Genomic DNA, 14,457 nt, shown 5'->3' with positions numbered 1-14,457 from the left:
AGTACCATCAAGCGTACCTGATTTATTTTCTTGTAATTTTTACTATAATGCGTCTATTGCATAAATTTATACTAATTATATTCATTAGTTTATACTCCATTGTCTATTCTCAAAACGGGCAAGAAATATATACTTTTATGAATATGACCGTATCTGCCCGTCAAGCGGCTTTAGGAGGTAATGCTAACTCTTCTTGGGATAATGATCCTAATATGGCTATGTTCAATCCGGCAATGATGAACGATAAAATGCATAACCAAGCGGGAATAAATTATTCCTCTTATTTAGCAGATGTCAAATTGGGAGCTGTTTCCTATGTTTATAATGCTAAAGAAAGTAAGCACTTTTTTTCCCTTCATGGCAGATATGTAGATTATGGAGATCTTAAGGCCGCCGATGAAATTGGAAATGTAACCGGAAAATTTACAGCAAAAGACGCAGCAGTAACTTTGGGTTATGCCTATAATATCTCGGATTTCTTTACGGTGGGCGGAAATTTATCTTATGTTACCAGTAAAATTGAAAGTTATACCTCTTCCGCTCTTTTGGCTGATCTTGGGGTGGTATTTCACGATATTGATTACTATACTACCGTTTCTGCTGTGGTTAGAAATTTTGGTGGACAATTAACTTATTATAATGATAGAAGAGAAAAATTACCCATTCAAGCAAATTTAGGAATCTCGCAACGATTCGAAAAATTACCGATGGAGTTAACTCTTACCTTACATGACTTACAAAAATTTGATATTTCATCTCCAACTAATAAAAAGGGAGAAAAGATCAATGGAGGAAGAAAAATTATAGATCATATTTCGATAGGTGCCGAACTTTTTCCTGAGTCAGGATTCAACCTCAGAGCCGGATATAATTTTAAGAGAGGTAATGAATTGGCGATCGAAGATCAACGTTCATTTGCCGGATTAACTCTTGGTTTTGGTGTGAAAATTTCATATTTTCGCTTTGATTACGCTTGGGGGCGATATAATGCTGCGGGAAACACCAATACATTTGGACTACGTATAGACTTGGAAAATATGTTTGCCCCTCGTTATGATTGGTAAAATAACATGAAAAACAACAAGATAAAACCTATAATTGCCATTGATGGTTATTCTTCCACCGGTAAAAGCTCCTATGCAAAAATGTTAGCCAAAGAATTTGGATGGATTCATATAGACACCGGTGCAATGTATAGAGCTGTAACTTTATATGCTATTGAAAATTTTTATAAAAATAATACTATAGATGAGCTAACTTTACTAACCCATTTAAATGATATTCATTTGGACTTTAAGCTAAATTCTGATTCCAATACCAATGAAATTTATCTTAATGGAAAAAATGTTGAAAATAGAATTCGTGCTTTTGACATATCTGAACATGTTTCATGGGTGGCAAAAATACCTGAAGTAAGAGAATATTTAGTAAAACAACAGAGAAATATAGGAAAAAACGGCGGAATTGTTATGGATGGTAGAGATATTGGAACGGTCGTATTTCCAAATGCTGATTTAAAATTTTTTATTACTGCCAGTATAGAAGAAAGAGCTAAACGAAGATTCACTGAATATAAAAATCAACACAAAAACATTTCTTTAGAAGAGGTTCAAGAAAATCTTAAGCAAAGAGATTACATCGATGGCAACCGATCGGTGTCACCATTAATTCAGGCCGCAGACGCCATTCTTATCGATAACACTCATTTAAGCAAAGAAGAAACCTATAATAAAATGGTTCAAATTGTTAAAGATAAATTTGAAATCTGATTTATAAAATAATCCTTTTTTATTTATCTTGATGCTGCTGATAATTCAGTTTATTTTTAAAAAATTCGAAAATATTACTATTTTTTTATAGTATAACGGATTAATTTTTATTAATCTGTTTCTTATTAAAACTTATAAATAAGTAAATTAATAAGGATTTTATTTTTCAATAAGATCTTTTATTTTAGAAAAGAAAATGAAAAACTATTCTTCTATCTCTTCTTGTTTATGATAGGCTTCTAATATTTTTCTTACTAATTTATGTCTTACCACATCAATTTCTGTCAATTGCACAAAACCTATTCCCTTAACTCTTTTTAAAAGATGAAAAGCTTCTTTTAAGCCGGATTTCTGATGTTTAGGCAAATCTATTTGCCCGGGATCTCCCGTAATAATAAACTTAGCATTAGCCCCCATACGCGTTAAAAACATTTTCATTTGCAGATGGGTCGTATTTTGAGCTTCATCTAAAATTACAAAGGCTTCATCTAAGGTTCGACCTCTCATAAATGCCAAAGGAGCAATTTGTACGACTCCTTTTTCAATATAAGAAGCCAGTTTTTCATGACTGATCATATCTCGTAATGCATCATACAAAGGCTGAAGATAGGGATCTAATTTATCTTTTAAATCACCGGGTAAAAATCCCAAACTTTCCCCTGCTTCCACAGCCGGACGAGTTAGCACAATTCTTTTTACTTGTTTATCTTTTAAAGCTTTTACAGCTAAAGCAACGCTAGTATAGGTTTTCCCTGTTCCTGCCGGACCAATGGCAAATACCATATCATTGTTTTCGACTGCTTTCACCAGCTTTTTAAGATTTTCTGTTTTAGCCCTAATAAGTTTTCCTCCTATTCCGTGAACGATAATATCTTCAGATTCGGATCTAAGCTCATTCTGCTTTTCTCCATTAGAAAGTATTCCTTCAAGAGCGATATCATTTAACTTATTATATCTGTTTATATATTCTGTTATTTCTTTAACTTTATTATTAAACAAAGTTAAATCCGCATCATTTCCTGCTGCCGACACTACCCGATCCCTTCCTGTAATTTTTAATTTGGGAAAATGATTAATCAACAGATTAAAGTTTTGATTATATTCACCATAGAAAGTTTTTAAATCCACCCCTTCTAAAGTAATTCGTATTTGATTCAAATTTTAACTCCTTTTTTAATTTTACATAACAAAAATAAGCAATAACTTTGTGTAGGATAATAAAAAATGGGAATAATAACACTTACTACCGATTTTGGTTTAGACGATTACCATGTGGCTGCTCTTAAAGGTGCTATATACAGCCAAATTTCGGATATTATAGTCGTTGATATCTCACATCAAATTATGCCTTTTGATTTAATTCAAACTGCTTATATTATTCAAAATTCATACAAAAATTTTCCTAAAGGAACCATTCATATAATTGGTGTCGACGCGTTGCCTTCTCCATTTGTAAAATCTTTAGCTGCAGAAATCAACGGTCATTTTTTTATATGCAATGATAACGGCATTCTTTCTTTAATCGCTGAAGAATACATTCCCGATCAAGTATATGAAATCACGATTAATAAATACGATGATCTTCATTTTTTAACTAAAGATCTTTTCATTCCTGTGGCCTGTCATCTTGCCAGAGGTGGAAAAATAGAATTAATAGGTAGAAAAATAAATTCTTATAAAGAATTAACTCAACCCAAACCGGTCGAAAAAAGCGAAGATAATTCGTTAACAGGAATGGTTATTCATGTAGATAATTTCGGTAATGCAATAACCAACATTAGTAAAGAACAATTTTACCAATTTGGAAAAAAAAAGGACTTTATAATTTTTGCCAGAAACGTTCAATTCACTGAAATCAAATCTAAATATACCGATATACTTGGGACAGATCCTGAGGACAAAAAATATCATGGAAAAGCTTTTGCTATTTTTAATTCTTCGGGCTATTTACAAATTTCCATGTATAAGAGTAATTTAAAAACCGTTGGAGGCGCAAGTTCTCTAATGGGCTTATATATAGGAACTAATATCCGCATTGTTTTTTCGTAGTTAGTAAATCATATTTTTTACACTTCCTATTTTATACACTTTTTTACCTATACATGTGATCATTCATGTGTAAAACTTTAAAAAATTCTGATTTATATTTTTTAGAAAAAAAATAAGAATATAAAAATATACTTTGGTACAATATTTTCACATCTACACATCAGAATAAATTTACAAATTATTTATAACATTCTATTTTATAAAAAAATTAGTTTATTTTGTTCGTTTAAACAATTAATATAAAAAACAATTAAAATATAATATATTATGAAAATTACCATTGATGATTTCCGTGTGATAGAAGGAAAATCAGTAAATCTTAAAAATTATACTACTCAATCACCTGAAAATTTCAAAAAAAATAAAAAAGAGATAAAGAAAATAATTAAAAATATAGATTATTATCAAAATATTTTAAATGCTGAAAACAAACAATCTTTATTAATTATTTTACAAGGAATTGATGCTGCCGGAAAAGACAGTTCCATAAGAGCAATCATGACTGGAGTAAATCCTCAAGGAGTAAATGTATCATCTTTTAAAACACCTTCTTCTTTAGAGTATGAACATGATTATTTATGGAGACATATTATCAAAATGCCCGAACGTGGAAAAATTGAAATATTTAATCGTTCTCATTATGAAAATGTATTAGTTTGCAAAGTACATCCTGAATTTATTTTAAATGAAAAAATTCCTACTATAAATTCTGTCAAAGATATTAATGATGAGTTTTTCGAAAAAAGATATGAGGAAATTAAAAATTTTGAAAATCGTATGTTTAACAATGGTACTCGAATTATTAAATTTTTCCTCAATATAAGTAAAGACGAGCAGAAAAAAAGATTTATTAAGAGAATTAATGAAAAAGAAAAAAATTGGAAATTTTCAGCTTCTGATTTAAAAGAACGTAAATTTTGGAATGAATATCAAAAAGCTTTTGCAATGGCTTTTGAAAAAACTTCCACTGAAAATTGTCCCTGGTTTATTGTTCCTTTTGATAATAAATCTTACGGGCAATTGATAATGGCTTACATTATAAATGAAACATTAAAATCTATGAACCCAAAATATCCGGAGGTAAATAAACAAGAAAAGGAGGCTTTAAAAATTGCTTATCAAGATTTACTCAATGAAAAAGATTAAAATTCACACTTTGTTTATTTTAGTTGAGTAGAACAAACAACTTCCATCTTATTGCTCAACAATTTTTATTTATCTTATAATTGTTTCTTTCAACTTTGAGATAAATAAAAACAGTTTTTTCGAGTTTATAATTAATTTCTTCGCTGAGATTACCATAAATCTATATTATATTAAAAAAACTTTTTTAATACAATAATAATTTATACTCTAAATTATTACAAAGTAACTAAATGATAAATTATTTTTTTATCTCAGATCTTTTAACATTGGTTATACCTTCAATATTATGCAACTCTTCTATAATTTGTTCTAATTGAAGAGTATTTTTTACAAATAATATTAAATTTCCGTAAAAGATACCATCTTCGGAATTAATGTTTATTTTTTTTATACTAATTTTAAATTTATTAGAAATAAGAGTGGTTATATCGTTAAAAATACCGTTTCTGTCAATTCCTTGTAATGAAACTTCTATCAGAAAATCCCTGCTTGAACTACTTACCCATTTAGCCGGGATTACTCTGTAATCATAATTAGCTCGCATATCAATAGCATTGGAACAGCTTTCTTTATGAACTTTTATACCACTGTTTATGGTTACAAAACCAAAAATATTATCACCCGGAATTGGATTACAGCATTGCGCTAATTGATAATTTAGTTTTTCTTCATCATCTCCAAAAACAATCATATCATAATTTTCCTCTTCTTTGGGTTCCAGAAAATTATTTTCAGTGATTATAGAGGTTCTTTTTCTTAATTTGGATAATAAGTTTGTTAAAACTCCTTTACTATCTCTATATTTTTTTAGTGCTTTACTATCGATGACACCGGTAGCAACCTGATAAAAAACATCGTGACTGGTTTTTGCTCCGAAAAATTTTTGAATGGAATTTAATTCTTCTTCTGAAAAATTAATTTTTAAGTGCCGTAACTTACGAATTAATAATTCTTTACCTTCTTCTGTATACGTTCTTTTTTCCGAATTCAATGCCGCTTTGATCCTTGATTTTGCTTTTGAAGTGGCAACAAAATCCAACCAATCTGCTTTAGGTTTTTGAACATTGGACGTCAGTATTTCCACCTGATCTCCACTTGATAACTTATAACTTAACGGCACCAATTTATTATTCACTTTAGCTCCTAAACAATGATCTCCGATACCGGAATGCACGGAATAAGCAAAATCTAAAGCCGTTGCTCCTGCCGAAAGTACTTTTAAATCTCCTTTAGGAGTAAAGACAAAAATGTCTTTTGTGTATAAATTTAATTTAAAATCATCTAATAATTCCTTTGTAGAGGCCGTTCCCAAGTTTTCCAACATTTCTCTGACTTGAGAAATCCAATTTTCAATTTGATTATCTTCTCTTCCCTTATATCCTTCTTTATATTTATAGTGAGCGGCAATACCTTTTTCAGCCAATTCATCCATTCTCTCCGATCGGATTTGTACTTCCACCCATTTAGATTCCGGACCTATGACGGTAACATGTAAACTTTCATATCCCGTGGATCTTGGAGTTGTAATCCAATCCCTCATTCTGCTGGGATTAGGCATAAATTTATCCGTAACTATGGAATAAATTTTCCAAGCCAGGAATTTTTCATTTTTATAATCAGATTTATATATAATTCTAATAGCAAATAAATCAAAAACTTCCTCAAAGGAAACATCTTGTTTTTTCATTTTTTTATAAATTGAAAAAACGGATTTATGTCGTCCTTTAATAGTAAAATTCAAACCTTCGGCATTTAAGCTTTCTTGCATAATCCTTGAAAACTCTTCAATATATCGTTGACGGTCTTTTTCTGTTTCCTCAAGTTTTTTAACGATTAAAAAATAAGATTCCGGATCGGTATATTTTAAGCTCAAATCTTCAAGCTCAGATTTGATGGTATATAGCCCCATTCTATGGGCTAAAGGAGCATATATATAGGTGGTTTCAGCAGCAATTTTTTTCTGTTTAGAACTTTTCATGCTGTCCAAAGTCCTCATATTATGAAGTCTGTCAGCTATCTTAATTAAAATAACTCTAACATCTTCAGACAAGGTAAGTAACAACTTTCTATAGTTCTCGGATTGTAACGAAAGATTTTGATGGTCTATGTTGGATATTTTGGTAAGTCCATCTATAATTTTAGCTACTTTAGGATTAAATAAATTGGAAATATCTTCAATGGTATACTGAGTATCTTCCACTACATCATGCAGTAAAGCACATGCTATGCTTGTTGCTCCTAAGCCTATTTCGTCTGCAACAATTTTAGCTACGGCTAAAGGGTGATATATATAAGGTTCTCCGGTTTTTCTCCTTTGATCTTTATGAGCCTCTTTTGCAACTTCAAAAGCTTTTCTAATCAGAGATTTATCTTCTGTAGTCAAATCTCTGTAGGTGTTACGAAGCATATCTTTGTAACGTTTGACTATTTCTTCTTCTTCTTTTTTTAGTTCTATTTCGTCCATACCACTATTTAGTCTATTTTACTAGTTACAATTTATATGCGAATCATAACATTATTCTTTATTTATCTATTAAAATTTTAACTTTTATTAGTTACACAAAGCTAATTAATTTTTCTTTTAAATATGCATTCTAACTTTTTTATGTTATTATATTATTTATAAATTTATATTTTTGAAAAACTAATTATAGTATCAATGAAAAAAATTACGCTAAAATCTTTTTTATTAACCTGTTTTTTTAATGCTTCATTTTTAATCTCTCAAACGGGTGGGGGTATGTGGATACCTAATCAGCTCAATGAAAAAGAAATGAAGGAAATGGGTTTGAAAATATCTCCAAAACAAATATTTAATACCCATAATCCAAGCATAAAAGATGCGGTTGCTCATTTCGGAGGAGGCTGTACTTCTGAAGTTATTTCACCTAAGGGATTATTACTTACTAACCATCATTGCGGTTACTATAGCATACAATCACACTCTACAGTTACCAATGACCTGTTAACCCATGGATTTTGGGCTTCTAACTATGAAGAAGAAAAACCGAACGAAGGCTTAAAAGCAACTTTTATTGTTGATATTATAGATGTAACTTCTCAAATATTATTGGGTATAAGCGATAATTTTACTGAACAACAAAGAAACATTATTATTAAAAATAATATTAATAAAATTAGTTCAACCATTAAAAAAGAGTACTATCAAGACATTGCCATCTTGCCTTTTTACAACGGTAATCAATATTATGCTTTTATTACAGAAACTTACGAAGATATCCGATTAGTGGGAGCTCCTCCATCTTCTATTGGAAAATACGGATCAGATACCGACAACTGGATGTGGCCTAGGCATACCGGAGATTTTTCCCTATTTAGGATTTATGCAGATAAAAATAATCATCCGGCAAAATATTCTAAAGATAATGTACCTTATACCCCCAAGTATTATTTACCTATATCAATTAAAGAGAAAAAGGAAAATGACTTTTCATTTGTATACGGATTTCCCGGGAGAACTCAAGAATATTTACCGGCATCTGCTATTGAACAACTATTGGAAATAACCAATCCATCAAGAATTTCTTTACGTAATGAATCTTTAAAAATTTTAGATCATGCGATGCGTGCAAATAAAGAAATAAAAATAAAATATGCGGCAAAATATGCATCTATCGCTAACGGATGGAAAAAATGGATCGGCGAAAATCAAGGGTTACTTAAATCAAATGCTATCGAAAAAAGAAAAGAGTATGAAAATCAATTGGTAGAGCAAAGTCAAATAAATCTTGATGTTAAAAATAAAAATCTGTCTTTAGTAAATGCATTAAATGATTTATATAAAAATAATAGTGGATATAATAAAGCTTACACTTATTTTAATGAAGTTTTCTATTCGAATTCTGAAACTTTTCGTATGGCTTATATAGTATCCAATCTTCTTAATGCTTCTGATCAAGACTTTGATAAAATTAAATTAAGAGTAATAAAAAATGTGAGTTCAATTTATAAAAATTATGATTCGGAATTAGACAGGAAAGTATCTTCAAAAATGCTTTCCATGTACAGTATGAATATTGAGCCAAGATTTCAGGTAGCCGGTCATGAAGATTTTGAAAAAGAATCTTCGTGTAATATTTACCTAACTGATTTATGGAAAAATTCTTATATAACTCGTGAAAGAGGAGATCTTTTATCAATATTATCTTCCGATTCTAAGGAAAATATAAAGTATAAATTAAAAGACGATGCAGTACTAAACTTTATTACTCCTTATATTGAAATGTACAGAAGAAAAATTTTACCATTTCATGATGATTTTGATAAAAAAAATGACAGCCTGCAAAGAAATTATATGAATGCTCAATTAAAGACTTTTCCTTCAAAAAAATTTTTTCCTGATGCAAATTCTACTTTAAGAGTTACTTATGGTAAAATAAACGGATATACACCAAAAGATGGAGTCTATTATAAACCTTTTACAACATTATCCGGTGTTATTGAAAAATATATTCCTGATGATTACGAATTTAATTTACCTAAAAAATTAATAACATTGTACAATCAAAAAAATTTTGGACCTTATTCACAAAATGGAGATATCATAGTAAATTATATTGCAACCAACCACACTACCGGGGGTAATTCAGGAAGTCCCGCCTTTGATGCTCATGGTAATTTGGTAGGACTTAATTTCGACAGGGTTTGGGAAGGCACTATGAGCGATATTAATTATGATCTTTCTATCTGCAGAAACATTATGGTTGATATTCGTTATATATTATTTATAATCGATAAATATGCAGGAGCCCAAAGGCTTATAGATGAAATGAAAATTGTAAAGTAAAATAAAAAAGGTTTTCTAAATTAGAAAACCTTTTTTTATATAATTATTTTTTAAAACAATCCTATCGCTTTCCACCAAGCGGTTCCCACTAGTAGCCAAATGGCCAAAATAACTAAACTCATAAAAAATCCGATCTTCCACCATTTTGCCAATGGTATATATCCGCAACCAAACAAAATAGGAGCGGGTCCGCTCGAATAATGTGTAATTGACATATTTAAATTACTGAAAAATGCAAATAATAATATTGCTAACATTGGTGGAGCCCCTGCAGCTATCGATATGGAAACAAATATAACGTACATCGCACTGATATGTGCTATAGCACTTGCCATAAGATAATGCACATAATAATACACCAATAAAAGTATAAATAACATCGGTAACCAAGGTAAACCTTTCACCGATTCAGCTACATAATTTCCAAACCAAGGAATAAATCCTAAAGTATTCAATTGAGAAGCTAATGTCATAAGTATCGCAAACCATATAATTGTATGCCATGCTTCTTTTTCACTAATTACATCATTCCAATCTAGAGCACGAGTTAATAATAAAATACATAATCCTACAAAGGCTGTAAATGTCGCATCAATTTTAAGAAATGATCCTAATACCCAAAAAATTACTAAATAAGAAAATACACCCAGAACAATCCACTCTTTGGTAGTCATTTTACCCATCTCTTTAAGCTTTTCTTTTGCAATAGCCTTCATTTCGGGGGTATGTTTTAATTCAGGTGGATAAAATTTATATAAAACGTATGGAATTACAAGTAAAGATAACAAGCCGGGAACAATTGCGGCCTTTGCCCAATCAGTCCATGAGATGGTATATCCCATATTCTCAACAAATTTTGCTATCATAGGGTTGCCTGCCATCGAAGTTAAAAACATGGCACATGTAATTGCATTACATTGAAATATACATTGTACTAAAAATGCCCCGATCTTATTCTGAGTTCCTTTTTCTGGAGTAGAATCATAGGCATTTGATATAGATAAAAATAAAGGGGTTATTATTCCGCCACAACGTGCAGATGTGGATGGCATTGCCGGCGCAAAAATTAAATCGGTCATAACCAAACCATAAGATAAACCTAAGGAACTGTTTCCTAATTTACTAATGAAAAGATATCCTACTCTTCTTCCAAAGCCTGTTTTAATAAATCCTCTTGAAATAAAAAAAGCACAAGCTATCATCCAGATTGTTGTATCTCCAAATCCTTTTAAGGCGCTTTTAATCGGAATTAAATCTAGAGCAACTACCGTGGTCATACTAAAGATTGCCATTGCTCCCAAAGGAAACGGAGAAAGAATCAATCCTAAAACCGTTGCGATAAAAATTGATGCCAAATGCCAAGCTTTAACATCAAGACCATCCGGCACAGGTACGAACCAAAGAATAACTCCTACTAAAATAACCAATAAAAACTTTAATATATTTTTATTCATAATTTAACTATATGTATTTAATTTGTTTTTAATTATTATATAAATAAATTCTAATTGTTTAACGATATAAGTCAACTATCAATAAATATATATGAAGTAAAAAATGTATCATAGTATTTAGAATCATTTATTCCCTTCGAAATTACCATTTTTTAAACTTTTAGGTTATATGAAACATTTCATACAATTTTTTATTCTAAGAGCAATAATTAATCCAAAAAAAAGTGTAGGAGATTCTAGTTTTTAAAATGATTAAAAATGTAATAATCTAATAGTCACAAGAATATATTTAATAGATAAATTTATAAATAAGTTAAATTTTAAGATTAGAAAAAACTAAATATTAGATATTTTTTTTAAAATATTGTTGTCTCCGAAGAATCAAAAGAAAAAACCTATCAAAAAAGAGTTATAAAAGAAATAAAAATCAATAAAACCTATTTCTTCAAATTATATGATTTCAAAAAATATTTAGATTTACTATTTTTAAATAAGAAAGTCCTTATCGGGATTGAGATTATTTTAATAACATTGAAGAATATGTATTAAATATCATCATAGACAGTAAAGGTCTGATATAAAATTACGAGAGTTAGCTAATTGTTTAGCTAAATTAAAAGTTTATAAGTTTAAAAATCCACCAACCAAATAAACCACTCCAACCCAAAACAAAAAAAGCCTTGTATATTACCTATACAAAGCTTTCTTTTTTAAAAAACCGGCGGCTACCTACTCTCCCGCGTTTGCAGTACCATCAGCGCAAGTAGGCTTAACTTCTGTGTTCGAAATGGGAACAGGTGAGCCCTACCGCTATAACCACCCTAAATATCTTAATGGGATTTTATATAAATTTTGTAAACTCTTACGGCCAATTGTATTAACTTTTATTTTTTATTTTGGACGAAATCTCCGGGTAATTAGTACTACTCGGCTATGACATCACTGCCTTTACACCTGTAGCCTATCAACGTGGTATTCTCCCACGACCCTATATCGAATTCTTATCTTGTGGCGAGTTTCGCACTTATATGCTTTCAGTGCTTATCTCTTCCAAACTTAGCTACTCAGCGGTGAACCTGGCGGCACAACTGATACACCAGAGGTTTGTTCAACTCGGTCCTCTCGTACTAGAGTCAACTCCACGCAAAATTCTACGCCCGCAATAGATAGAGACCGAACTGTCTCACGACGTTCTGAACCCAGCTCGCGTGCCACTTTAATGGGCGAACAGCCCAACCCTTGGGACCTTCTCCAGCCCCAGGATGTGACGAGCCGACATCGAGGTGCCGAACCTCCCCGTCGATGTGAGCTCTTGGGGGAGACTAGCCTGTTATCCCCGGAGTACCTTTTATCCTATGAGCGATGGCCCTTCCATACGGAACCACCGGATCACTATGTCCTGCTTTCGCACCTGCTCGACTTGTCGGTCTTGCAGTCAAGCACCCTTATGCCATTACACTCTGCGCACGGTTGCCAAGCGTGCTGAGGGTACCTTTGAAAGCCTCCGTTACTCTTTTGGAGGCGACCACCCCAGTCAAACTACCCACCACGCAATGTCCTTCTGTTCAGAAGTTAGGCTCCAGATAAATAAAGGGTGGTATTTCAACGTCAACTCCTCGACTCCTGGCGAAGCCGATTCTCAGTTTCCCACCTATCCTACACATCATTTACCCGAAGTCAATACGAAGCTATAGTAAAGGTTCACAGGGTCTTTTCGTCCCATTGCGGGTAATCGGCATCTTCACCGATACTACAATTTCACCGAGCTCATGGTTGAGACAGTGCCCAGATCGTTACACCATTCGTGCAGGTCGGAACTTACCCGACAAGGAATTTCGCTACCTTAGGACCGTTATAGTTACGGCCGCCGTTTACTGGGGCTTCAGTCAAAGGCTTCGCTTGCGCTAACCTCCTTCCTTAACCTTCCAGCACCGGGCAGGTGTCAGACCCTATACGTCATCTTGCGATTTTGCAGAGTCCTGTGTTTTTGATAAACAGTCGCCTGGGCCTTTTCACTGCGGCTCCCTTTTTACGGGGAGCGACCTTTCTCCCGAAGTTACAGGTCTATTTTGCCTAGTTCCTTAACCATGATTCACTCGAGCGCCTTAGGATACTCTCCTCATCCACCTGTGTCGGTTTTGGTACGGGCGCTGTAAACTTGCCTTAGAAGTTTTTCTTGAGAGCTCTTACCTACACTATCCATTCCACCGTAGCTTCCTGGTACTTTCACTTTCGGCATCGGCAACGCATTTTACTATTGCTGATTTACCTACATGCTTTAACGTACTATTCCGTCAGTACGCGGTAGTGTCATTACTCTGTCACTCCATCGAATTTACAGCCGGTATCGGAATATTAACCGATTTCCCATCGATTGCTCCTCTCGGATTCACCTTAGGTCCCGACTTACCCTCAGCTGATTAGCATAGCTGAGGAAACCTTGGATTTTCGGCGTGAAGGTTTCTCACCTTCATTATCGTTACTTATGCCTACATTTTCTTTTCTATACGCTCCACAATAAGTCACCTTACTGATTCTGCGCATATAGAATGCTCCCCTACCGAAATTTTCATTTCGCATAGCTTCGGTAGTATACTTATGCCCGAGTATTATCCATGCCAAACCGCTCGACTAGTGAGCTGTTACGCACTCTTTAAATGAATGGCTGCTTCCAAGCCAACATCCTAGCTGTCTGGGCAGTCTGACCTCGTTTGTTCAACTTAGTATACATTTCGGGACCTTAGCTGTTGCTCTGGGTTCTTTCCCTCTCGGACATGGACCTTAGCACCCATGCCCTCACTGCTAAGAAACATATAATAGCATTCGGAGTTTGTCAGGATTTGGTAGGCGGTGAAACCCCCGCATCCAATCAGTAGCTCTACCTCTAGTATACTCTTTCTTAACGCTGCACCTAAATGCATTTCGGGGAGTACGAGCTATCTCCCAGTTTGATTAGCCTTTCACCCCTATCCACAGGTCATCCGAAGACTTTTCAACGTCAACCGGTTCGGTCCTCCACTTTGTGTTACCAAAGCTTCAACCTGCCCATGGATAGATCACAAGGTTTCGCGTCTAATCCCACTAACTAAACGCCCTATTCAGACTCGCTTTCGCTGCGGCTCCGTAGCTGAACTACTTAACCTCGCTAGTGAAATTAACTCGTAGGCTCATTATGCAAAAGGCACGCCGTCACATCTTACGATGCTCCGACCGCTTGTAGGCGTATGGTTTC

At 33.0% G+C, this 14,457-nt stretch carries 8 protein-coding genes and 2 rRNA genes; 5 read left to right on the top strand and 5 right to left on the bottom strand.

Going from position 1 to position 14,457, the window contains the following annotated elements:
* Nucleotides 1-47 precede the first annotated feature (47 nt).
* Entirely contained in the window at nt 48-1,064 is a 1,017-nt protein-coding gene (gene porQ / locus G8C43_RS00050) for a type IX secretion system protein PorQ (RefSeq protein ID WP_166003182.1), read from the top strand.
* Between the two features lie 6 nt (nt 1,065-1,070).
* On the top strand, nt 1,071-1,769 hold the full coding sequence (gene cmk / locus G8C43_RS00045) for a (d)CMP kinase (protein WP_185152352.1): 699 nt from the start codon (nt 1,071-1,073) through the stop codon (nt 1,767-1,769).
* Nucleotides 1,770-1,973: 204 nt separating this feature from the next.
* Here the strand turns inward: cmk and G8C43_RS00040 are convergent, their stop codons facing one another.
* The gene (locus G8C43_RS00040; protein WP_166003180.1) at nt 1,974-2,927 is read right to left on the bottom strand and encodes a PhoH family protein; all 954 of its coding nucleotides are present in this window, start codon (nt 2,925-2,927) and stop codon (nt 1,974-1,976) included.
* Nucleotides 2,928-2,993: 66 nt separating this feature from the next.
* Between G8C43_RS00040 and G8C43_RS00035 the strand changes: the two genes are divergently transcribed.
* A complete protein-coding gene (locus G8C43_RS00035) occupies nt 2,994-3,818 on the top strand; it encodes an S-adenosyl-l-methionine hydroxide adenosyltransferase family protein (RefSeq protein WP_166003178.1) in 825 nt (274 codons plus the stop codon).
* Nucleotides 3,819-4,085: 267 nt separating this feature from the next.
* On the top strand, nt 4,086-4,964 hold the full coding sequence (locus G8C43_RS00030; protein ID WP_166003176.1) for a PPK2 family polyphosphate kinase: 879 nt from the start codon (nt 4,086-4,088) through the stop codon (nt 4,962-4,964).
* A gap of 238 nt (nt 4,965-5,202) precedes the next feature.
* Here G8C43_RS00030 and G8C43_RS00025 read toward each other — a convergent pair whose 3' ends face one another.
* Complete coding sequence (locus G8C43_RS00025) at nt 5,203-7,428, bottom strand: RelA/SpoT family protein (protein ID WP_166003174.1); 2,226 nt, start codon at nt 7,426-7,428, stop codon at nt 5,203-5,205.
* Between the two features lie 195 nt (nt 7,429-7,623).
* On the opposite strand from G8C43_RS00025, the gene G8C43_RS00020 reads away from it, so the two are divergent.
* Nucleotides 7,624-9,771 (top strand): S46 family peptidase, encoded by a 2,148-nt coding sequence (locus G8C43_RS00020; RefSeq protein WP_166003172.1) that lies wholly within the window; start codon nt 7,624-7,626, stop codon nt 9,769-9,771.
* Nucleotides 9,772-9,821: 50 nt separating this feature from the next.
* On the opposite strand, the gene G8C43_RS00015 is transcribed toward G8C43_RS00020, so the two are convergent.
* From G8C43_RS00015 to G8C43_RS00005, 3 genes are all read right to left on the bottom strand, one after another.
* The gene (locus G8C43_RS00015) at nt 9,822-11,225 is read right to left on the bottom strand and encodes an anion permease (RefSeq protein ID WP_160542395.1); all 1,404 of its coding nucleotides are present in this window, start codon (nt 11,223-11,225) and stop codon (nt 9,822-9,824) included.
* A 716-nt stretch (nt 11,226-11,941) separates the two neighbouring features.
* A 5S ribosomal RNA gene (rrf, locus tag G8C43_RS00010) occupies nt 11,942-12,049 on the bottom strand.
* A gap of 73 nt (nt 12,050-12,122) precedes the next feature.
* Nucleotides 12,123-14,457 (bottom strand): 23S ribosomal RNA (locus G8C43_RS00005).

This window comes from Apibacter sp. B2966, assembly GCF_011082485.1.
GTDB lineage: Bacteria > Bacteroidota > Bacteroidia > Flavobacteriales > Weeksellaceae > Apibacter.
The sequence above is the reverse complement of the archived record's forward strand: the minus strand, read 5'-3'. Positions and strand labels throughout refer to the sequence as shown.

Bases quoted from the DNA above. Each gene is read 5' to 3' on its own strand.
- porQ (WP_166003182.1), top strand. From the start codon at position 48: ATGCGTCTATTGCATAAATTTATACTAATTATATTCATTAGTTTATAC.
- cmk (WP_185152352.1), top strand. From the start codon at position 1,071: ATGAAAAACAACAAGATAAAACCTATAATTGCCATTGATGGTTATTCT.
- G8C43_RS00035 (WP_166003178.1), top strand. From the start codon at position 2,994: ATGGGAATAATAACACTTACTACCGATTTTGGTTTAGACGATTACCAT.
- G8C43_RS00030 (WP_166003176.1), top strand. From the start codon at position 4,086: ATGAAAATTACCATTGATGATTTCCGTGTGATAGAAGGAAAATCAGTA.
- G8C43_RS00025 (WP_166003174.1), bottom strand. From the start codon at position 7,428: ATGGACGAAATAGAACTAAAAAAAGAAGAAGAAGAAATAGTCAAACGT.
- G8C43_RS00020 (WP_166003172.1), top strand. From the start codon at position 7,624: ATGAAAAAAATTACGCTAAAATCTTTTTTATTAACCTGTTTTTTTAAT.
- G8C43_RS00015 (WP_160542395.1), bottom strand. From the start codon at position 11,225: ATGAATAAAAATATATTAAAGTTTTTATTGGTTATTTTAGTAGGAGTT.